Origin of the sequence: Pseudomonas pharyngis (assembly GCF_021602345.1) — a bacterium.
Lineage (GTDB): Bacteria > Pseudomonadota > Gammaproteobacteria > Pseudomonadales > Pseudomonadaceae > Aquipseudomonas > Aquipseudomonas pharyngis.
Genome location: NZ_BQID01000008.1, coordinates 157,260 through 178,264, shown reverse-complemented (window position 1 = coordinate 178,264; position 21,005 = coordinate 157,260). Strand labels below are relative to the sequence as shown.

General features: G+C 61.0%; 15 protein-coding genes. 8 read left to right on the top strand and 7 right to left on the bottom strand.

The window, feature by feature from the left end; all coding sequences use genetic code 11:
* Positions 1–209 precede the first annotated feature (209 nt).
* Positions 210–2,303 (top strand): LTA synthase family protein, encoded by a 2,094-nt coding sequence (locus L6D74_RS17870; protein WP_064598484.1) that lies wholly within the window; start codon positions 210–212, stop codon positions 2,301–2,303.
* A 61-nt stretch (positions 2,304–2,364) separates the two neighbouring features.
* Here L6D74_RS17870 and L6D74_RS17865 read toward each other — a convergent pair whose 3' ends face one another.
* A complete protein-coding gene (locus tag L6D74_RS17865; RefSeq protein WP_169432680.1) occupies positions 2,365–2,523 on the bottom strand; it encodes a DUF3309 family protein in 159 nt (52 codons plus the stop codon).
* A 256-nt stretch (positions 2,524–2,779) separates the two neighbouring features.
* On the opposite strand from L6D74_RS17865, the gene L6D74_RS17860 reads away from it, so the two are divergent.
* The 3 genes from L6D74_RS17860 (at position 2,780) to csrA (ending at position 4,316) form a co-directional block, all read left to right on the top strand.
* The gene (locus tag L6D74_RS17860) at positions 2,780–3,595 is read left to right on the top strand and encodes an SDR family oxidoreductase (RefSeq protein ID WP_064598482.1); all 816 of its coding nucleotides are present in this window, start codon (positions 2,780–2,782) and stop codon (positions 3,593–3,595) included.
* A 64-nt stretch (positions 3,596–3,659) separates the two neighbouring features.
* Positions 3,660–3,992, top strand: a complete 333-nt coding sequence (locus L6D74_RS17855; protein WP_236189942.1) for a YnfA family protein — start codon at positions 3,660–3,662, stop codon at positions 3,990–3,992.
* A gap of 138 nt (positions 3,993–4,130) precedes the next feature.
* Positions 4,131–4,316: a carbon storage regulator CsrA gene (gene csrA, locus L6D74_RS17850; protein ID WP_039770603.1), complete on the top strand. Its 186-nt coding sequence runs from the start codon at positions 4,131–4,133 to the stop codon at positions 4,314–4,316.
* A gap of 6 nt (positions 4,317–4,322) precedes the next feature.
* Here csrA and L6D74_RS17845 read toward each other — a convergent pair whose 3' ends face one another.
* From L6D74_RS17845 to L6D74_RS17830, 4 genes are all read right to left on the bottom strand, one after another.
* Positions 4,323–4,550 carry a YheU family protein gene (locus tag L6D74_RS17845; RefSeq protein ID WP_236189941.1) on the bottom strand — a complete coding sequence of 76 codons (228 nt, stop codon included), beginning with the start codon at positions 4,548–4,550 and terminating at the stop codon, positions 4,323–4,325.
* A gap of 59 nt (positions 4,551–4,609) precedes the next feature.
* A complete protein-coding gene (locus tag L6D74_RS17840) occupies positions 4,610–5,800 on the bottom strand; it encodes an osmoprotectant NAGGN system M42 family peptidase (protein ID WP_236189940.1) in 1,191 nt (396 codons plus the stop codon).
* A 61-nt stretch (positions 5,801–5,861) separates the two neighbouring features.
* Positions 5,862–7,607, bottom strand: coding sequence for an N-acetylglutaminylglutamine synthetase (gene ngg, locus L6D74_RS17835; RefSeq protein ID WP_236189939.1), 1,746 nt, complete (start codon positions 7,605–7,607; stop codon positions 5,862–5,864).
* A gap of 3 nt (positions 7,608–7,610) precedes the next feature.
* Positions 7,611–9,383 carry an N-acetylglutaminylglutamine amidotransferase gene (locus L6D74_RS17830; protein ID WP_236189937.1) on the bottom strand — a complete coding sequence of 591 codons (1,773 nt, stop codon included), beginning with the start codon at positions 9,381–9,383 and terminating at the stop codon, positions 7,611–7,613.
* 296 nt (positions 9,384–9,679) lie between these two features.
* On the opposite strand from L6D74_RS17830, the gene L6D74_RS17825 reads away from it, so the two are divergent.
* Entirely contained in the window at positions 9,680–14,512 is a 4,833-nt protein-coding gene (locus L6D74_RS17825; protein ID WP_236189936.1) for an NEL-type E3 ubiquitin ligase domain-containing protein, read from the top strand.
* 18 nt (positions 14,513–14,530) lie between these two features.
* Here L6D74_RS17825 and mnmC read toward each other — a convergent pair whose 3' ends face one another.
* Positions 14,531–16,510 (bottom strand): bifunctional tRNA (5-methylaminomethyl-2-thiouridine)(34)-methyltransferase MnmC2/FAD-dependent 5-carboxymethylaminomethyl-2-thiouridine(34) oxidoreductase MnmC1, encoded by a 1,980-nt coding sequence (gene mnmC / locus L6D74_RS17820; protein WP_236189935.1) that lies wholly within the window; start codon positions 16,508–16,510, stop codon positions 14,531–14,533.
* A gap of 172 nt (positions 16,511–16,682) precedes the next feature.
* Between mnmC and pap the strand changes: the two genes are divergently transcribed.
* Positions 16,683–18,197, top strand: a complete 1,515-nt coding sequence (gene pap / locus L6D74_RS17815) for a polyphosphate:AMP phosphotransferase (RefSeq protein WP_064598472.1) — start codon at positions 16,683–16,685, stop codon at positions 18,195–18,197.
* A gap of 102 nt (positions 18,198–18,299) precedes the next feature.
* Positions 18,300–19,484 carry a thiolase family protein gene (locus tag L6D74_RS17810; protein WP_039770588.1) on the top strand — a complete coding sequence of 395 codons (1,185 nt, stop codon included), beginning with the start codon at positions 18,300–18,302 and terminating at the stop codon, positions 19,482–19,484.
* 136 nt (positions 19,485–19,620) lie between these two features.
* Here the strand turns inward: L6D74_RS17810 and L6D74_RS17805 are convergent, their stop codons facing one another.
* Positions 19,621–19,815, bottom strand: coding sequence for a DUF6316 family protein (locus L6D74_RS17805; RefSeq protein ID WP_085647618.1), 195 nt, complete (start codon positions 19,813–19,815; stop codon positions 19,621–19,623).
* Positions 19,816–20,029: 214 nt separating this feature from the next.
* Here L6D74_RS17805 and L6D74_RS17800 point away from each other — a divergent pair, with 214 nt between their 5' ends.
* Positions 20,030–20,989, top strand: a complete 960-nt coding sequence (locus tag L6D74_RS17800; protein ID WP_085612159.1) for a DMT family transporter — start codon at positions 20,030–20,032, stop codon at positions 20,987–20,989.
* Positions 20,990–21,005 lie beyond the last annotated feature (16 nt).

Here is a 21,005-nt window from a genome sequence, read left to right as displayed (position 1 = left end):
AAGACAATTCGCCCGCGCTGTTTGTACCTGTCCCGCCGCGCTGTGCCTTGAATGAAAGTGTCCGGCAGCGGGTACTAATCAATGGCAATGCCGCCGGTGATCGTGCAACATTTGCGCTCCGCGCAAGCCCCGGGGCCTGGAATGGCCAACAGAGGGCAGGGCGCAGCTGAATTTTTGCAACTTCAACTTCCAATGGGTCCTAAAACGACATGGCAAACCCGGACGCCCTGAGTCAGCAGCGATCTTCCAGTCGCCTGCTGCAACCGACCGTCAAATCGCATCTGGCCTACACGCTTCTGTGCGCGCTGGTCATGATGGTGATGTTTTCCGTGCTGCGCCTCGCGCTGCTGGTCTACAACCGCGAGATGATCCTCGACACCCCGGCCTCGACTTTTCTCGAAGCCTTCGCCAACGGCCTGCGCTTCGATATTCGCCTGGTGGTGTATGTCTGCATTCCGCTGGTGCTGGCGCTGTTCAGTGCCCGGGCCATGGCAGCGCGCGGGTTCTTCCGTCTGTGGCTGACCGTCGCTTCGAGCATCGCGCTGTTCCTCGGCCTGATGGAGATGGACTTCTATCGCGAGTTCCACCAGCGCCTCAACGGCCTGGTGTTCCAGTACGTGAAAGAAGACCCGAAAACCGTGATGAGCATGCTCTGGTACGGTTTCCCGGTGGTGCGCTACCTGTTGGCCTGGGCCGTGGGCACGCTGATCCTGACCCTGGCGTTCAAGGGCGCCGATCGTCTGACCCGTCCGCGTGGCCCGTTCAGCGGCGGTAACGTCGGCACCCGTCAAGTGGCGCCATGGTATGCGCGTCTGGCGGTATTCGTGGTGTGCCTGCTGATCTGCGTGGTCGCCGCTCGCGGCACCCTGCGTCAAGGCCCGCCGCTGCGCTGGGGTGACGTGTACACCACCGATTCGAACTTCGCCAACCAGCTCGGCCTCAACGGCACGCTGTCGCTGATCGCGGCGGCCAAGGATCGGATGGGCGAGGATCGCGACAACATCTGGAAAGCCACGCTGCCGCAGGATCAGGCGCAGAAAGTGGTGCGCGAGATGCTGGTGATGCCGGACGACAAACTGGTGGATGCCGATATTGCCGCCGTGCGTCGTGAATACACGCCGCCTGCCGACAAGACCCTGCCGATCAAGAACGTCGTCGTGATCCTGATGGAAAGCATGGCCGGTCACTCGGTGGGCGCTCTGGGCGCGCCAGGCAACATCACGCCGTACCTCGACAAGCTGTCGAAGGAAGGCCTGCTGTTCGACCGTTTCTTCTCCAACGGCACCCACACCCACCAGGGCATGTTCGCCACCATGGCGTGCTTCCCGAACCTGCCGGGTTTCGAATACCTGATGCAGACCCCGGAAGGCAGCCACAAACTGTCCGGCCTGCCGCAGTTGCTCAGTGCGCGTGACTATGACGATGTCTACGTCTACAACGGTGACTTTGCCTGGGACAACCAGTCCGGTTTCTTCAGCAACCAGGGCATGACCAACTTCGTCGGCCGTAACGACTTCGTGAACCCGGTGTTCTCCGATCCGACCTGGGGCGTGTCCGACCAGGACATGTTCGACCGTGGTCTGGTGGAGCTCAAGGCGCGGGAAAACGGCAAGCCGTTCTACGCGCTGCTGCAGACCCTGTCCAACCACACGCCGTACGCCTTGCCGACGCCATTGCCGGTCGAACGCGTCACCGACCGTGGCCCGCTCAACGAGCACCTGACCGCCATGCGTTACGCAGACTGGGCGCTGGGCCAGTTCTTCGAGAAGGCCCGCAAGGAGCCGTACTTCAAGGAAACCCTGTTCGTCATCGTCGGCGACCACGGTTTCGGCAACGAGCGTCAGATCACCGAAATGGACCTGGGTCGCTTCAACGTGCCGATGCTGATGATCGCACCGGGCATCCAGGAAAAATTCGGTACCCGTGACCACACCGTGGGCACCCAGATCGACATCGTGCCGACCATCATGGGTCGCCTCGGTGGCGAAGTGCGCCATCAGTGCTGGGGCCGCGATCTGCTGAACCTGCCGCAGGGTGACACCGGTTTCGGTGTGATCAAGCCGTCGGGCAGCGAGCAGACCACTGCCATCGTCACCGCTGACCAGATCCTGGTGCTGCCGAAAGAGAAGGAAATGGCGCCGAAGATCTACCAGTACCAACTGGGCGCGAATCCTTCTGCTGAAATCATTCCGGATGCACCGCGCACTGCCGAGCTGAAACTCAAGCTCGAAGCGTTCCTGCAAACGGCCACCAAGAGCCTGATCGACAACACCGCCGGTGTGGTTAACGGCAAGCCGGACTGATCAGTCGGCACAATAAAAAAGAGGCCCTTCACAGGGCCTCTTTTTTTTGTCGGTCAAACAGTCATATCCGACCGAGTAACAACAGCACCAACAGGACTACCAGCACTACGCCGATAATGCCCGAAGGGCCATAACCCCAACTTCTGGAGTGCGGGAAGACCGGCAGACCACCGATCAGCAACAGGATCAGGATGATGATTAGAATTGTGCCCATGTCTATTTCCTTGTTGATAGTGTCTGTGAAGTCTTGGTGTTCAAGGGCAGCTGGAAGTTGAACTAAATCCAGCCGGCTTACAAATTCCGACTGGTGCGCATGAAAGAAAATTCAATGTTTTTTTAAGGTATTTGGCTCGCTCGCTTATTTCGTTTGTTGTCGCGGTTTGCCCTCGCCATTCAGCAATCTGATGGAGCGTGGGTCGCTGCGTATCCTTCGCTACACTCCGCGCATCTTCCCCGGAACAACAAGGCTGTCTGCTATGCAAAATCGCATGATGATCACTGGCGCGGGCTCTGGCCTGGGTCGCGAAATCGCGCTGCGCTGGGCGCGTGAAGGCTGGCAACTGGCCTTGTCCGACGTCAGCGAGCCCGGTTTGCAAGAGACCCTGAAACTGGTCCGCGAGGCCGGCGGCGACGGCTTCATCCAGCGCTGCGACGTGCGCGATTACAGCCAGCTGACGGCGTTCGCCCAGGCCTGCGAAGTGAAACTTGGCGGCATCGACATCATCGTCAACAACGCCGGTGTGGCGTCGGGCGGGTTCTTCAGCGAGTTGTCGCTGGAGGACTGGGACTGGCAGATCGCGATCAACCTGATGGGCGTGGTCAAGGGCTGCAAGGCATTCCTGCCGCTGCTGGAGCAGAGCAAGGGCAAGATCATCAACATCGCCTCGATGGCCGCGCTGATGCAGGGCCCGGCGATGAGCAACTACAACGTGGCCAAGGCCGGAGTGGTGGCCCTGTCGGAAAGCCTGTTGATCGAACTGGCCCAGCAGGAAATCGGTGTGCATGTGGTCTGTCCGTCGTTCTTCCAGACCAACCTGCTGGACTCTTTCCGGGGCCCGACGCCGGCGATGAAAGCCCAAGTCGGCAAGTTGCTGGAAAGTTCGCCGATCACCGCCAGCGACATTGCGGACTACATCTACCAGCAAGTCGCGGCCGGCGAGTTCATGATCCTGCCCCACGAACAAGGGCGCATGGCCTGGGCGCTCAAACAGAAAAACCCGCAATTGCTGTACAACGAAATGACCGCGATGGCCGAGAAGATGCGCGCCAAGGCCAAACAGAACAACGGCTGAACTTGCCCGGGGTTCGTCGCATCGTTAGGGTGGCCGCAACAGTCACCCTGACGAGATGTCTTGCATGCTCAACTATCTGTGGTTTTTTCTCGCCGCGCTGTTCGAAATCGCCGGCTGTTTCGCGTTCTGGATGTGGTTGCGCCAGGGCAAGAGCACCTTGTGGGTGATCCCGGCACTGATCAGTCTGACTCTCTTTGCGCTGCTGTTGACGCGCGTCGAAGCGACCTACGCCGGTCGCGCCTACGCCGCTTATGGCGGCATCTACATCATTGCTTCGATTGGCTGGCTGGCGGTGGTCGAGCGCATCCGCCCGTTGGGATCGGACTGGATCGGTGTGGCGCTGTGTGTGATCGGGGCCAGTGTGATTCTGTTCGGGCCGCGGTTTTCCGCGAGCTGAATCTTGCAGGCCTGAAGGAAACGTCTGAAGGCTTGCGCGCCTTGGCGCGTAGGGAATGACTGAATTGCCCGGCATGCATTGTAGGGCGCTCGAAAGCCGCGCATCTTCAAGGCTCGCAAACCTTGAAGGACACCTCCCATGCTTGTACTCAGCCGTGTTGTCGGGGAACTGATTTCCATCGGCGACAACATCACTTTGCGCGTTCTGGCGGTCAACGGCTCCAGCGTGCGGTTCGGCGTCGAAGCGCCGGAGCAGATCGGCGTGCATCGCGCCGAGGTCTACGAACGGATCCAGCGCAAACAGGCCAGCGGCAAGGGCCGCTGACCGTTTTCAGTCGAACAGGTGCTTGGGCACGTCGTGCTTGAGCATCAACTGGCATTGCTCGCTTTCCGGATCGAAAACGATCAGCGCATGGCCTTTGGTCAGCGCCTGGCGAACCCGCAGTACGCGGGTTTCCAGCGGCGTGTCGTCACCGTTGTCGGTACCGTCACGGGTGACGAAATCCTCGATCAGGCGGGTGAGGGTGTCGACTTCGAGCGCGTCGTAGGGAATCAGCATGGGCACCTCGGCTAAATCAATGTCGGGATGCTACGGCGAATGATCGCCGAGGGCCAGACTCAACTGTCCGAACGCTGCCCCACCAGGCTGTCCACCGACGGCACACGGGTGTCGCTCTCCATCTGCGTTTCGTGCTCGATCTGATGACTGAAGCGATCCAGTGACCCGCTGGCCGGTTGCGCATCGCTGGCGAACACCGGCGGACTCAGAATGTACGCCCCCAGCAAGCGACTGAGCGCCGCGAGGCTGTCGATGTGCGTGCGCTCGTAGCCGTGGGTTGCGTCGCAGCCGAAGGCAAGCAGGGCGGTGCGGATGTCGTGGCCGGCAGTCACTGCCGAATGGGCATCGCTGAAGTAATAGCGGAACAGGTCGCGGCGCACCGGCAGTTCGTGCTCGCCGGCAAGACGCAACAGGTGCCGCGACAGGTGATAGTCGTACGGCCCGCCGGAATCCTGCATCGCTACGCTCACCGCATGTTCACTGGAGTGCTGGCCCGGCGCGACCGGGGCGATGTCGATGCCGACGAATTCGCTGACGTCCCACGGCAAGGCTGCCGCCGCGCCGCTGCCGGTTTCCTCGGTGATGGTGAACAGCGGATGACAGTCGATCATCAGCTCCTGACCGCTGTCGACGATGGCTTTCAACGCTGCCAGCAGCGCGGCGACACCGGCCTTGTCGTCCAGATGGCGGGCGCTGATGTGGCCGCTTTCGGTGAACTCGGGCAAAGGATCGAAGGCCACCACATCGCCAACGCTGATGCCCAGCGAATCACAATCGGCGCGGGTCGCGCAGTAGGCGTCCAGACGCAGCTCGACGTGATCCCAACTGATCGGCATCTCGTCCACGGCAGTGTTGAAGGCATGCCCGGACGCCATCAACGGCAACACGCTGCCGCGAATCACGCCGTTGTCGGTAAACAGGCTGACGCGACTGCCCTCGGCGAACCGGCTCGACCAGCAGCCCACCGGCGCCAGGGTCAGACGCCCGTTGTCTTTCACCGCGCGCACGGCGGCGCCGATGGTGTCCAGGTGCGCCGAGACCGCACGGTCGGGGCTGTTTTTCTTGCCCTTGAGGGTGGCGCGGATCGTGCCGCGACGGGTCATCTCGAAGGGGATGCCAAGTTCTTCCAGACGCTCGGCGACGTACCGCACGATGGTGTCGGTAAACCCGGTGGGACTGGGAATCGCGAGCATTTCCAGCAGGACTTTCTGCAGGTAGTTCAGATCCGGTTCGGGAATTTGGGTGGTCATGGAAACTCCTGTTGCGGGGCGTCATTCGCGCGTTGAACGCGGGAATGACGCTGAAGAGAGATCAAACGGCCGGTTGACTGTGCGGAAACAACAGATCGACAAACCGCTCGGCCGTCGGTTGCGGCTCATGGTTGGCAAGACCTGCCCGCTCGTTGGCTTCGATGAACACGTACTGTGGTTGATCCGCCGCCGGCACCATCAGGTCGAGTCCGACCATGGGTATTTCCAGGGCGCGGGCCGCACGCACGGCGGCCTCGGCCAGGGTTGGATGCAGAATCGCCGTGACGTCTTCCAGCGTGCCGCCAGTGTGCAGATTCGCCGTGCGCCGCACGAACAGATGCTCACCGGCCGGCAGGATGCTGCTGTAGTCGTAACCCGCCGCGTGCAGGGTGCGCTGGGTTTCGTGATCCAGCGGAATCTTGCTTTCCCCGCTGGTCGCCGCCTGCCGGCGCCGACTCTGGGCTTCGATCAGGGCGCCGATGGAATGATGGCCGTCGCCGACCACTTCCGCCGGCCGGCGGATCGCCGCTGCAACCACCTCGAAACCGATCACCAGAATCCGCAGGTCGAAGCCTTCATGGAAGCTTTCGAGCAATACGCGAGTGTCGAACTGTCTGGCCGCTTCGATGGCCTGCTGCACTTCCTCGATGGTCTGCAGATCCACCGCCACGCCCTGGCCCTGTTCGCCATCCAGCGGTTTGACCACCACTCGCTGGTGTTCATCGAGGAACGCCAGATTGTCGTCCGCGTTTCCTGCCAGCTGCTGCGACGGCACATTCAACCCGGCGGCTTTCAACACTTTGTGGGTCAGGCTCTTGTCCTGGCACAGGTTCATGCTGATGGCGCTGGTCAGGTCGCTCAGTGATTCGCGGCAACGCACCCGGCGCCCGCCATGACTGAGGGTGAACAGCCCGGCATCGGCGTCATCCACTTGCACGTCGATGCCGCGTCGATGGGCTTCCTCGACGATGATCCGCGCGTAAGGGTTGAACTGCGCCTCTGGCCCAGGGCCGAGAAACAGCGGCTGATTGATGCCGTTCTTGCGCTTGATGGCGAACGTCGGCAGGTTGCGAAAACCGAGTTTGGCGTAGAGGTTTTTCGCCTGGCGGTTATCGTGCAGCACCGACAGATCGAGATAGCTCAAACCCCGGCTCATAAAGTGTTCGATCAGATGACGCACCAGCACTTCGCCGACCCCGGGGCGCGAACACTGCGGATCGACCGCCAGGCACCACAGGCTGCTGCCGTTTTCCGGGTCGTTGTAAGCCTTCTGGTGATTGAGGCCCATGACGCTGCCGATCACCACGCCGCTGTCGTCGTCTTCCGCCAGCCAGTACACCGGGCCGCCCTGATGGTGCGGGGTGAGCAGGGTGGCGTCGATCGGCAGCATGCCGCGCGCCTGATACAGCTGATTGATCCCCTGCCAGTCCGCGTCACTTTGCGCACGGCGAATGCGGAAGCCGCGAAACACGCGGGTGGCCTGACGATAATCGCTGAACCACAAGCGCAGGGTATCGGACGGGTCGAGAAACAATTGGGTCGGTTCCAGCCCGAGAATCTGCTGCGGCGCGGCAACGTACAAAGCAATGTCGCGCTCGCCCGTCTGCTCGTTGAGCAGTTCCCGGGCAAGGCTTGCCGGATCGGGGAAGGTGTGACCGATGAGCAATCGGCCCCAGCCGCAATGCACCGCGATCGGTTCGGCGGCAGGCTCGCTGCCATCTTCGGCCAGGCGTGCCTGCAAGCGTTCGTAGGACGGCGTCTGACCGCGCAGCAGGCGTTGGCTGTAAGCCGTGGCGTGAGGTTTCATCGATCAGATTCCTTGTTCGCTGAGCCACAGGTTCAGGGCTGCCAGTTGCCACAGTTTGGAACCGCGCAGAGGCGTGAGTTGACCTTGTGGATCAGTGAGTAATTTGTCGAGCATCGCCGGGTTGAACAGGCCGCGATCCTGACTCGGATCGAGCAGCAGTTCGCGCACCCAGTTCAGGGTGTCGCCCTGCAAATGCTTGAGTCCCGGCACCGGGAAGTAACCTTTCTTGCGGTCAATCACTTCACTCGGGATGACCAGTCGCGCGGCTTCCTTCAGCACCTGCTTGCCGCCGTCCGGCAGTTTGAACTGGCCCGGAATGCGAGCCGACAATTCCACCAGTCGATAGTCGAGAAACGGCGTGCGCGCCTCCAGGCCCCAGGCCATGGTCATGTTGTCGACGCGTTTGACCGGGTCGTCCACCAGCATCACCGTGCTGTCCAGGCGCAGAGCCTTGTCGACCGCCGCATCGGCGCCAGGCTGTGCGAAATGTTCCTTCACGAAGTCGCCGGCGGCGTCATTGGCAGTCAGCCATTTCGGCTGCACGGTCGCGGCGTAATCGTCGTAGCTGCGGTCGAAGAACGCCTGGCGATAGGCCGCATATGGATCGGCCGCGCCGTCGACTTGCGGATACCAGTGATAACCGGCGAACAACTCGTCGGCTCCCTGGCCGCTTTGCACAACCTTGCAGTGCTTGGCCACTTCGCGGGACAGCAGATAGAAGGCGATGCAATCGTGGCTGACCATCGGCTCGCTCATGGCGCGGAACGCGGCGGGCAATTGCTCGATGATTTCTTTTTCGTCGATGCGCAGTTGATGGTGCTGGGTGCCGTAGTGCTTGGCGATCAGGTCTGAGTACTGAAACTCGTCACCGCGCTCGCCCCCGGCATCCTGAAAACCGATGGAAAAGGTCGACAGGTTCTCAACGCCGACTTCGCGCAACAGGCCCAGCAGCATGCTCGAATCGACACCGCCGGAAAGCAGCACGCCGACATCCACCGCTGCCCGTTGGCGGATCGCCACGGCTTCGCGGGTGCTGTCGAGCACGCGGTCACGCCAGTCTTCCAGGGTCAGGTTTTTTTCGTCGTCGTGTGGTCCGTAGGGCAGGGTCCACCAGATTTTCTGCTCGGTGGTGCCGTCTGCTTCAATGCGCATCCAGCTGGCTGGCGGCAGCTTTTCGATACCGGCCAGCAAGGTGCGCGGCGCAGGTACCACGGCGTGGAAATTCAGGTAATGGTTGAGCGCCACCGGATCGAGGATCGGGTTGATGTCGCCGCCCTTGAGCAAGGCCGGCAGGGCCGAGGCAAAACGCAGGCGCTGGCCGGTGCGCGACAGGTACAGCGGCTTGACGCCGAGACGGTCGCGGGCGATGAACAGGCGTTGGGCATCACGCTCCCAGATGGCGAAGGCGAACATGCCATTGAGTTTCGGCAGCAGCGCTTCGCCCCAGGCGTGATAACCCTTGAGCAGCACTTCGGTGTCGCCGCCGGAGTAGAACGCATAACCGAGCGCTTCGAGTTCGGTACGCAATTCAGGGAAGTTGTAGATCGCGCCGTTGAAGGCCAGGGACAGGCCCAATTGGCTGTCGATCATCGGCTGCGCCGAGCCGTCCGACAGGTCCATGATTTTCAGGCGTCGATGGCCCAGGGCAATCGGTCCCTGGGCATGGAAGCCCCACGCGTCGGGGCCGCGAGGCGCCAGGTGATGGGTGATTCGCTCGATGGCTGCAAGGTCTGCAGGTTGTTGATCAAAACGTAACTCGCCAGCTAATCCGCACATAAGGTCCTTACCGGTTTTTCCGTTGGGGAAGGTGTCACTGCACCGCGCCGAAATGGCCGGTACTCAGAAACTGACCCGGCTGGGATGTGGGAGTTTTAGAACGATCAGTTATAAGTGCATTGGCCTGACCGATGGGCCTTTAGCTTTCCGCTTGGGTTTATGGGTAGTAGATAAATAGTGAAAACATGCGGATGTCTGCTTGTTTGCCGGCCTGATCACGTAGTTTTTCGTGTTTTTTTTACGCAGGCAGGATCGTTAAGGTAATGGTTCCAAAGTGCGATAAAGGAATATTGCCCATGTCGAATACGCAGTCGGATACTGCGACACCGCTGACCCAGGAACAGATACTGGTTTTTTTGCTGGAAGCCACCGGCGATCTGGATACTGCCCAGGCCTTGCAGAAAATCCTGCCCCCCAGCCTTCTGAAAGGTTCCAGCTCTGCACTCGCCGCGCTGGACCAGACCGCGCGTGAGTTACACGCCGCTCAGGCGAAGGTCGAAGCCGATCTTGGCCGCTTGCAACCCTTGAACAGCTTTTGCGCCGCGCTGTTGACCAGCGCCCTGAAAGCTCGCTGGCCAGTGCAGTTCGATGTCGAAAAAGACTATCTGGAGCTGCCTGGGGAGTACTGTGGTTGCGAGCCCGTCACCCCGCCCGGCGGAGGATCGCCGGTCACGCCGCCGGCAACGCCGACGCTTCTGGAAGCGGCGATGCAGAACTTCACGGAGCGGGAGGCACAGGACGATTTTTTCCCCGCAGGCAGTGTCGTGCGCATCTCTGGCCATCCTGCAGGGATTGCGGGCCTGACACCCACCGCGTTCGCCGGACTCTGTCGCGAGCTCGATCTGGGGCAGAAATACCAACAGCATTTTCAAGAGGTATTCGGTATCACCCAGGTTGATGGCAAACCGGTTGCCACCGGTTCCATGATCCGCAACATCATCGACCTGAAAAAACAGTTGATGCGACTGGATCTGCATCTGGCACTGTTGAATGCACACATCAGCCAGGGCGCATACGAAAGCCTGGAGCGCCTGCTCGAGGCCGGTGGTATCGCTGATGCCAAAAGCCTGAATTACCAGGGCCGGCCGCTGCTCATGCAAGGCATCGAACTGTTCGATTGTTGCATCTGGGGCATCGTGGTGTTTTCCGAGCGCTCGGTCGATTCGGAGCCGGATCAATGGTGCCTGGTTTACATGCCCGGCTCGCCCTCTCAACCGTTGTACGAGTATGCGAGTTTCTCGGCGTTCCTCGTATACCTGGAATACCAATTGGGGACGGCCAGTTACAGGAGCTACTTCACTCATTGCATCGGCGAGGTGGACAAGGCGGATTTTTTCAAAAACTTCGCGGACGCTCGCAGCCTGGGTCGTGCCAAATATTTGCCGATAACCGTGTCGTTGCTCGACTTCATGCACCAGAGCCATATCGGCAAACTGCAGATCGATGCCCGCGCGCTCGCCGTACCGACTGCCGATGTGGATGAAGAGGCGCGCAAGAAGCGCCTGCTCGAATATCTGGAAATTGGTCTGACGGTCGCCAATGTGGCCGGGATTTTCGTGCCGGTCGTAGGGCAACTGATGATGGGGGTTGCCGTGGGGCAAATGCTTGCGGAAGTTTATGAGGGCGTTGAGGACTGGTCGCGGGGAGATCGTGAGGAGGCGTTTTCGCACCTGCTCAGCGTTGCTGAAAACATTGTGCTGATGGTCAGCGTGGGGGCCGGTATCAAGGGCCTGAAAACACTGGCAATCAAGACGGTGCGCAAGCATCCGGATTTCTTCCAGCCGTTCACGGCCATATTGGACCGTGACGGTCAGCCTCGATTGTGGAAACCGCAGCTACTCGGTTATGAACAGCCGCTTCCGACAGGTGCCGAACCAGAACCCGATACTGCAGGCTTGTTCCGGGCGAACGGCAAGCAGTTTGCCCATTTCGACAATCGGGCTTACGAGGTAGCGCTGGAGCCTGCATCCAATACCTGGGAAGTCCAACACCCTGTGCGTGCACAGGCTTATCAGCCGGTATTGAAGCGCAATGATCGCGGAGGCTGGCGTCATGACTTCGAACAGACCGAGCGATGGAGCGGAGCGTACACGCTCAAACGCACTGATCCTGGTCTTGAGGGTTGGGAAGACAGTCGACTGGAGATGGCCCGTCGGTTGACCGACACTCGGATCGATGAGCTGCATCGCCTGAGCGATGACAACCGGCCGCTACCGCCTCGCTTGCAAGACATGATCAAGCGTTTTGGAATCGAGCGCAGAGTGCGCGAATACATCGCTGCCATGGAGCGTGGCGAGGCGAGTGATCCGCGTTACGTCAACGAACAGCTGCATGCTTTACCCCGGCTTGCGAACTGGCCGGCCGATCGCTACATCAAAGTCGTGGATGAACAAGGGCGGATCACCGCGACCTACCCGCCCGGATCGATCGACGACGATACCGTGAGCGTCATTGTGAAGCATGCGCAACTGGGGAAGGGCGAGTTGCTGCAAGCGGTCGTCGATGTTCTGCGTCCCAAAGAAGTGGAGGTCTTGGTGGGGGCTGACGTAGCCCCGGCCGATGCGAGTCAGCAGTTGGCGAAAGTGATCGGGGCGGCGATCAAGGCCGATCGAAGGTCGACTTTCGACCATCTCTACAGCCGATACGATCAAGACGTTGCCGGAGAATTGCTCAAGTTGCGCAGGGCCTTTCCCGATTTGCCGGTGCGCTCCGCCCGGGAGCTGCTCAAACGGACGCCGAGCATTGAACGGATGCGCCTGCGCAGCACCGGGCGGGTGCCCATGGGGTTGGCACAACGGGCGCGTCAGGCTTTGAGCGATGGGCGAGTGGATCGGGCATTGGCAGGTTTTTACCTGGCCGACATCGCCAATGCCGATACAAGGAAACTGGCGATCCGGTTGCTACCCCGTCTCGCAGGCTGGGATCCCGAGTTCTATCTTGAACTGCGGGCGAAATCCTTGAGCGGTCAGCTCCTGGAAACGCTGGGCGAAAAACCGCTGGTTACGTCGAGTTCATGCACGCTGGTCAGACTCGACAATGGTTACGAGGTGTTTGGCAGCGACAGGAAGTCACTCGGCAGGATCGCGGCCGGGCCGGAAGATCTCTATCAGGCGATTCTCAAAGGTCTTTCAGCGCAGCAGCGCAAGGCCATCGGATTTGTGCAACCGACGCCGGAAAATGGCGGGCGCCTGCGCGGCAAACTGTTGGAGAGTGCTCTGGATGAACGTGAGGCATGCGCCCGGGTGTTGGCAGGCGGTCAGTGGCAAGCGGCGACCGCCGAGCCCGTGTGCACGCCTGCCGACTCTCCCGCTGGGTCGAACACTCATTCGCGTCGTTTATTGCGGCAGGTGAAAAAGCTCTATCCCTTGTTTTCTGACGTTCAAGCCAATGAGTTCCTTGACCAGCTGGGCAGCGACCATCTGACCAGGGCGGTCAGGGTCCGACAGTTGCGAAAGGATCTGGGCCGACTGCGGGATGTGATGGACACCTGGGTCCGAGATGAAGCAGCCATGAAGGTCCTGGGCGGTGATCTGAACGAAATTCGCGAATGCCGGCAAATCGTTGCGTTCGAAATCGAAGACTGTTTTCGCCGTTTGATCTCCCTGCCCGATGACGCCGGGCGTCTCGTCTATGGTTTGAAGCTCGATGGCATGCGCTTCGGCAAGTTTCCGACCTTGCCGGTCGGTTTGACGTTTGATCATGTCAGGCAATTGTCTCTGCAAGACATGTTGCTGGACGACGATGCCGCTTATTTCCTCAAAGCGTTCACGAACGTCGAGTCCCTTGAACTGGATCGCAATCAGATCACCCGGTTGCCCGAGATCATTTCGCATATGCCGAACCTCAGGCGGCTGAGCCTGGCCGGCAATCGGCTTCAACTGACCGAGCACGCCCTGGCGAAGCTGGCCGGGTTGCGCACCTTGCAAAGTCTGAATCTGAGCGGGAACCCCCTCGGCGCCACGGTGGATGTCCGCAACCTGTTCGATCTGACTTACCTCTCCTTGCGCAATACCCGCGCCACGGAGCTGCCAAAAGGCCTGCAGTTTCTACCCAATCTGGATCGGGTGGATCTGCGGGATAACGAAATCCGTGATCTGCCTGCCTGGCTTTTTGAAACGTCCAGGCGCTTCAGTGAAGCGATCAATTTGCGGCGTAACCCGATTTCCGATGTCAGCAGAACTTACCTTGAAAACTACCGCACGACGGTCGGCGTCGGCATGGGTTACCTGGATAACGATATCGCGCGACTGGACGAAAACCAGGCACGTTCGATCTGGCTGACCGAGACGGGAGGAGAAGAAGGCTCCCGGCATCTGCAGATGTGGAACGCACTCAAGGATGACCCAAGGGCCGAAGGCCTGTTCGCACTGCTGGCGGAGCTGGGCAATTCCGCCGAGTCAGCCAATGTGCGCGAGGATATGCACCGGCGGGTCTGGACGGTTCTGGATGCTACGCAGGCCGATGCCGAATTGCGGGAGCAGATTTTCGATCTGGCGGCCAACCCGATCAATTGCACGGACAACGCGGCGTTGAACTTCAGCCACCTGGAAGTTGCAGTGCACGTCCACCATGTGACCCGTGGTCCCAGGGGGCAACGCCCTTCGACGAAGGCGCTGATGAGGCTGGCGAGAGGACTGTTTCGGCTGGAGCAGATTGACCGGATCGCCGCGGAACACGCGCAGGTCCATGCGGCACCTGACCCGCTGGAAGTGACCCTTGCCTACCGCTCCGGTCTGGCGCAGGCACTCGAATTGCCCGGGCAACCTTCGCACATGCATTACGCCTCACTCGCGGAGGTGACAGGGGCGGATCTGGTGGAGGCTATCAATCGAATCCAGACTGCCGAATTGTCTCCCGAGTGGCTGGCGTTTCTGGTTCGCCAGCCTTGGTGGAACGAATACATGAAAAGCAGTTTTGCCCAACAGTTCGACGATGCGCGCGCGCATCACCAGGATGAAGCCCTGGCGTTGTTCGAGAAAGCCGAAGAACTCAGCTCGGCCGACTATCTCAGCGAAATGAACCTGTGTGCCGCCCGGCAGGAACAGACGGAAAGCGCCTTGCTCGAGCGGTTGACCGAGCAAGTGCTACGACTGGTCGAGGGCAATATTTGCCTGTTGCCCGGTGGTTGATTCCAATCCCGGATTCGCTCATTTGCCCCGGATCAGCCACCGCAAGGCAAACCGGTTCGGATGACACGCCTCTGCGACACCTCTGGGCAGGGGCAGCGGTTCGTTGTCCAGCCAGGCTGCCAGCAGTTCACCGGACAGTGGCGCGGTGATCAGCCCCCGGGAACCGTGGCCACTGTTGACGTACAGACCGTCCAGCCATGGGCAGGCAATGTCCGGCACTTGCCGGGCATCCTTGCTCAAGGCGCGATAGGCCTCGGTGAAGGCTTCGCGATCGGCGAGCGGGCCGACGATCGGCAGGTAATCGGGGCTGGTGCAACGGAAGGCTGCCCGGCCCTGAAGACTTTCGGCGTCGAGCTCGCTGACGTGCAGGCGCGCGACCAGATCGGTGGAGATCTCTTCGAGCATCGCCAGATTGCCCAGATGTTCGGCGGTGGTCGGGGTCAGGTCGTCGCTGTTGAAATCGAAACTGGCGCCGAGGGTGTGTTCCCCCAGGCGTGCCGGTGCGACGTAACCTTCGGCGCACACGACGCTGGTCAGCGCCTGGCTTTGCGTGGTCTGCGCGAGGCGGGTGATCTGCCCGCGAATGCGCTTGAGGGGCAGGTCGGCGCTCTGGGGGAAACGCTTGATGTCGGCGGCGCCGGCCAGCACCACGACCGGTGCTGTTGCGATCAATCGTTCACCGTCGAAGGCTTGCCACTGACCGTCGACCTTGCGCAACTCCACGGCTTCCTGATGGGGCAGCAGCGTGACGCCCGGTTGTGTCGATTGCGCCTGACACAACGCCGGCGGATGCACCCAGCCGCCCTCGGGGTAATACAAACCGCCATGAGCCAGACCGATCCCGGCGCGGGCCTGTGCCTCGGGTTGATCGAGCCATTGCAGCAGGTCTTCGGGAAACGCGGCCGCCAGTTGCGCCTGACGTTCGCGTTCCTTTTCGTTGAATGCCAGTTGCAGCACGCCGCAGTCGTCCCAATCGGTGCCGCGTTGCAGGGTTTCCAGCAAACGTCGGGTGTAGCCGAAACCGCTGACGATCAACTGCGACAGTGCGGTGCCGTGGGCGGACAGTTTCAGATACAGCACGCCTTGCGGATTGCCCGAGGCTTCCTGCGCCACCGCGTCATGTCGTTCCAGCAGACTGACCTGCCAGCCCCTTGCCGCGAGGCTGGCCGCCGTGGCACAGCCGGCCAGGCCGGCACCGATCACCAGCGCACGACGCTCTCCATTGAAAGGCGCCGGGCGGGCGAACCACGGTTTTTCAGCTGCGGGCAATGGGACATCTTGTGGCCAGCCGAGAAAATCGCCGCGCAGGATTTCCCATTTGTGGCCGATGCCCGGCGTGCGCTTCATCTTGAAACCGGCGGCGTTGAGCAGTCGGCGCACCCAACCGGTACTGGTAAAGGTGCTGATGGTCGAGCCGGGCGCCGCCAGCCGCGCTAGTTCGGCGAACAGTTCGGCGGTCCACATCTCCGGGTTTTTCGCGGGGGCGAAACCGTCGAGAAACCACGCGTCGATCTGGCCGTCCAGTTGCGGCAACTGCTCCAGCGCATCACCGATCAACAGGGTCAGGGTCACGCGACCGTTATCCAGAACAATGCGCTGGAAACCCTGATGGACTGCCACGTAATGCTTGAGCAACTGATCGGCGAACTGCTTCAAGTCGGGCCACAACGCCAGCGCCCGCTGCAGGTCGGCAGGGCTCAACGGAAATTTCTCGACACTGACGAAATGCAGCCGCGCACCGGGCACCGCGTGCTGTTCGAACAACTGCCAGGCACAGAGAAAATTTAGCCCGGTGCCGAAGCCGGTTTCACCGATCACCAGTCGCCCACCCGCCGGCAGTGCGGCGAAGCGCTCGGCCAGACGGTTCTGTTCGAGGAACACGTAGCGGGTTTCATCCAGCCCCGACTGGTCGGAAAAATACACATCGTCGAACACTCGCGAACGCGGGCGTCCCTGGTCATCCCAGTCGAGTTGGGCGTGGGGCAATACAGGTTTCATGGCAGGCTCGGCAACGGCAAGGCGGCCATTCTAGCCGATCACGCAGGCGGCGCTTGATCCATGGCAAGCCTTGCCGACGATCACTCAAGGACAATCCGCCGCCGGCGGGAATTTCTGTGCCGCGTCAGAGCCCAATCCGCTAGTCTTGCTGAATCCTGGAAGGAGCCGTCCCATGTTCGAATCCGCTGAAATCGGTCACGCCATCGACAAAGACACCTACGAAGCCGCCGTGCCCGCCCTGCGTGAAGCCTTGCTCGAAGCCCAGTTCGAGTTGCAGCAGCAGAAGCGTTTCCCGGTGATCATTTTGATCAATGGCATCGAAGGCGCCGGCAAGGGCGAGACGGTCAAGTTGCTCAACGAGTGGATGGATCCGCGCCTGATCGAAGTGCGTACCTTCGATCAGCAGACCGATGAAGAGCTGGCGCGGCCACCGGCCTGGCGCTACTGGCGGATGCTGCCGGCCAAGGGGCGGATGGGGATTTTCTTCGGCAACTGGTACAGCCAGATGCTGCAGGGCCGGGTGCATGGTTTGTTCAAGGATCCGCGACTGGATCAGGCGATTGCCGGCGCCGAGCGCATGGAAAAGATGTTCTGTGATGAAGGCGCGCTGATCTTCAAGTTCTGGTTCCACCTGTCCAAGAAACAGATGAAGGCGCGGCTCAAGGCGTTGGCCGACGACCCGCTGCACAGCTGGCGCATCAGCCCGCTGGACTGGCAGCAATCGCAGACCTACGACAAGTTCGTCAAATACGGCGAACGCGTGTTGCGCCGCACCAGTCGCGATTACGCGCCGTGGCATGTCATCGAGGGTGTCGACCCGCACTACCGCAGCCTGACGGTCGGCAAGATCCTGCTCGAAGGCCTGCAAAATGCCTTGAAGCGTCCCGATGTGCATCCCCATGAGGTCAACGCTGCACCGCTGGGGACTTCCGTCGACCAGTTGAACCTGCTCGACAGCCTCGATCTGACCCAGCGTCTGGACAAGAAAGACTACGAAGAACAATTGATTACCGAGCAGGCAAGGCTGTCGGGGCTGATGCGTGACAAACGCATGCGCCGGCATGCGCTGGTGGCCGTGTTCGAAGGCAACGATGCCGCGGGCAAGGGCGGTTCGATTCGTCGAGTGGCGGCGGCGCTCGATCCGCGCCAATACAGCATCGTGCCGATTGCCGCGCCGACCGAAGAGGAACGGGCGCAGCCGTATCTGTGGCGGTTTTGGCGACATATTCCGGCGCGGGGCAAGTTCACCGTGTTCGACCGCTCGTGGTACGGCCGGGTGCTGGTGGAGCGGGTCGAGGGCTTTTGCAGCACTGCCGACTGGATGCGCGCTTATGGCGAGATCAATGATTTTGAGGAGCAACTGGCCGACGCCGGGGTGATCGTGGTCAAGTTCTGGCTGGCGATCGACAAGGACACGCAGATGGAGCGCTTCCAGGAGCGCGAAGAAATCCCGTTCAAGCGCTTCAAGATCACCGAAGACGACTGGCGCAACCGTGACAAGTGGGACGCCTACCGTGCCGCCGTGGGCGACATGGTCGACCGCACCAGCACCGAAATCGCGCCGTGGACCCTGGTCGAGGCCAATGACAAGCGCTGGGCCCGGGTCAAGGTGTTGCGCACGATCAACCGGGCGCTGGAAGACGCTTTCGAGAAGTCCGACAAGCGAGCCAAAAAGCACAAGGACTGAACCGATGGGCCCGCATACGCGAGGTGAATGATTGTCGCGGTCGGCGATGGGGGGGACTTATGCTCGGTCCACTCTCAACCGACTGCAACAATGAGGTATGCCATGCGTGAAGTGGTGATCGTCGACAGCGTACGGACCGGCCTGGCCAAGTCCTTTCGTGGCAAGTTCAACCAGACCCGTCCCGATGACATGGCGGCCCATTGCGTCAATGCGTTGCTCTCGCGCAACGACATCGACCCGGCCAGCGTCGAGGATTGCATCGTCGGCGCCGGCTCCAACGAGGGCGCCCAGGGCTACAACATCGGCCGCAACGTGGCGGTGCTCTCGCAATTGGGCACCGGCACCGCCGGCATGACCCTCAACCGTTTCTGTTCTTCGGGGTTGCAGGCGATTGCGATTGCCGCCAACCAGATCGCGTCGGGTTGCAGCGACATCATCGTCGCCGGCGGCGTCGAGTCGATCAGCCTGACCCTGAAGAGTGTCAACACCGATCACCTGATCAATCCGTTGCTCAAGCAGCAGACGCCGGGCATCTACTACACCATGGGCCAGACCGCGGAAGTGGTGGCGCGCCGTTATGGCGTCAGCCGCGAGGCGCAGGATCGCTACTCGCTGCAAAGTCAGATCCGCACCGCTCAGGCGCAGGCAGCAGGGCTGTTCAACGATGAAATCGTGCCGATGCCGGTGAAGTACCGGGTTGAAGACAAAAACAGCGGTGAAGTGCAGATCCTCGATGGCATCGTCGACCGCGATGACTGCAATCGTCCGGACACCACCTATGAAAGCCTTGCCGGGTTGAAACCGGTGTTCGCCGAGGACGGTTCGGTGACCGCCGGCAACTCGTCGCAGTTGTCCGATGGCGCCTCGATGACGCTGGTGATGAGCCTGGAAAAAGCCCTGCAACTGGGGCTCAAGCCGAAAGCGTTTTTCCGCGGGTTTACCGTCGCTGGGTGCGAGCCTGACGAAATGGGCATCGGCCCGGTGTTTTCGGTGCCAAAGCTGCTCAAGGCCAAAGGCCTGCAGGTGGCGGATATCGATCTGTGGGAATTGAACGAAGCGTTTGCCTCGCAGTGCCTGTACGCCCGTGATCGTCTGGAAATCGACAACGAGAAGTACAACGTCAACGGCGGCTCGATTTCCATCGGCCACCCGTTCGGCATGACCGGGTCACGGCAGGTCGGGCATCTGGTGCGCGAGTTGCAGCGGCGCAATCTGCGTTACGGAATCGTGACCATGTGCGTGGGCGGGGGGATGGGGGCGACCGGGTTGTTTGAGGCTGTGCGCTAGGCCTTGAACGATGCGTTGACCGGCAAATCGTAATCGCGGGCAAGCCCGCTCCCACAGTGTTCGAGTGTGCTCACAATTCAGTGGCCAACCCGGAACCTGGGGGAGAGGGCTTGCCCGCGGTTGGGTTCAGCACGGCTTATCTGCCGGAATCCAGCAACTGCATCCGCGCGATGTAGGCCTTTATCTGCTGCTCGGCTTTCTCGTGGCTGTCGAACGGCCCTTCGAGGGTGTTTTCCCGGGTGCTGAAATACAGTTCACCGTTGACCCGGCACACGCGGTCGCTGCGAAAGTGCGTGGCGGGGGCGGTGTCCTGGGCGCGCATGCCTAACATGTCGGGGTCTCCTTGGTGAATGATGTCCCGGGCTGGATCCAATGAGCTTATGCCTGAACCACTTATCCCGCCCGGCCAGCCGATCAACGGCCCAGCGTCAATTTTCTGCTGCGACCTGCACAGTTTCATTTGCGGCTGAAACGCAACTGTCCCTGTGTAGGGCTGGTCCGTGCGCCTAGAATGAGCGCTCCTGTCTCTGGCGCTTGGGGTTCTCATGCACGTTTCATCGGGTCGTTGGGTGTACGGCATGTTCCTGGCGTTATTGACGGCGTTTCTGTGGGGAATCCTGCCGATCAAGCTCAAGCAGGTGCTAGTGGTAATGGACCCGGTCACGGTGACCTGGTTTCGCCTGCTGGTGTCCGGCGGGTGTCTGTTCATTTATCTGGCGGCGACCAAACGGTTGCCCAGTCGCAAGGTGCTTGGGCCGAAGGGCGGCTGGCTGGTGCTGATGGCGGTGCTCGGGCTGGTGGGCAATTACGTGCTGTACCTCATGGGCCTGAACCTGCTCAGCCCCGGTACTGCGCAACTGGTGGTGCAGATGGGGCCGATCATGTTGCTGATCGCCAGTCTGTTCGTGTTCAAGGAACGCTTCAGCATCGGTCAGGGCATTGGCCTGGCGGTGTTGTTGATCGGTTTTGCGTTGTTCTTCAATCAGCGTCTGGCTGAATTGCTCACGTCTTTGTCTGATTACACCGCCGGCGTGTTGCTGGTGCTGCTGGCCTCGACTGTCTGGACTTTCTATGCGCTGGGCCAGAAGCAATTGCTGACGGTGTGGAATTCTTTACAGGTGATGATGGTGATCTACCTGTTCTGCGCCTTGTTGCTGACGCCGTGGGTGCATCCGCTTGAGGCACTGTCGCTGAACCCGTTGCAGGGCTGGCTGCTGCTGGCGTGCTGCATGAACACGCTGATCGCCTACGGCGCATTTGCCGAGGCGCTGGCGCATTGGGAAGCTTCGCGGGTCAGCGCGACGCTGGCGATCACGCCGTTGGTGACGTTCGGTGCGGTGGCCGTGGCGGCGGGGGTGTGGCCCGAGTATGTGCATGCCGAGCACATCAATCTGCTGGGGTATGGCGGGGCGGTGCTGGTGGTACTGGGTTCGGCGCTGGTGGCGCTGGGGCCTTCGCTGATTGCCGGACTCAAGGCGCGGCGGATGCGCATGGCAGCAGGTTAACCGAGTCATCGTTCTT

Bases quoted from the DNA above. Each gene is read 5' to 3' on its own strand.
- L6D74_RS17870 (WP_064598484.1), top strand. From the start codon at position 210: ATGGCAAACCCGGACGCCCTGAGTCAGCAGCGATCTTCCAGTCGCCTG.
- L6D74_RS17860 (WP_064598482.1), top strand. From the start codon at position 2,780: ATGCAAAATCGCATGATGATCACTGGCGCGGGCTCTGGCCTGGGTCGC.
- L6D74_RS17855 (WP_236189942.1), top strand. From the start codon at position 3,660: ATGCTCAACTATCTGTGGTTTTTTCTCGCCGCGCTGTTCGAAATCGCC.
- csrA (WP_039770603.1), top strand. From the start codon at position 4,131: ATGCTTGTACTCAGCCGTGTTGTCGGGGAACTGATTTCCATCGGCGAC.
- L6D74_RS17845 (WP_236189941.1), bottom strand. From the start codon at position 4,550: ATGCTGATTCCCTACGACGCGCTCGAAGTCGACACCCTCACCCGCCTG.
- L6D74_RS17840 (WP_236189940.1), bottom strand. From the start codon at position 5,800: ATGACCACCCAAATTCCCGAACCGGATCTGAACTACCTGCAGAAAGTC.
- ngg (WP_236189939.1), bottom strand. From the start codon at position 7,607: ATGAAACCTCACGCCACGGCTTACAGCCAACGCCTGCTGCGCGGTCAG.
- L6D74_RS17830 (WP_236189937.1), bottom strand. From the start codon at position 9,383: ATGTGCGGATTAGCTGGCGAGTTACGTTTTGATCAACAACCTGCAGAC.
- L6D74_RS17825 (WP_236189936.1), top strand. From the start codon at position 9,680: ATGTCGAATACGCAGTCGGATACTGCGACACCGCTGACCCAGGAACAG.
- mnmC (WP_236189935.1), bottom strand. From the start codon at position 16,510: ATGAAACCTGTATTGCCCCACGCCCAACTCGACTGGGATGACCAGGGA.
- pap (WP_064598472.1), top strand. From the start codon at position 16,683: ATGTTCGAATCCGCTGAAATCGGTCACGCCATCGACAAAGACACCTAC.
- L6D74_RS17810 (WP_039770588.1), top strand. From the start codon at position 18,300: ATGCGTGAAGTGGTGATCGTCGACAGCGTACGGACCGGCCTGGCCAAG.
- L6D74_RS17805 (WP_085647618.1), bottom strand. From the start codon at position 19,815: ATGTTAGGCATGCGCGCCCAGGACACCGCCCCCGCCACGCACTTTCGC.
- L6D74_RS17800 (WP_085612159.1), top strand. From the start codon at position 20,030: ATGCACGTTTCATCGGGTCGTTGGGTGTACGGCATGTTCCTGGCGTTA.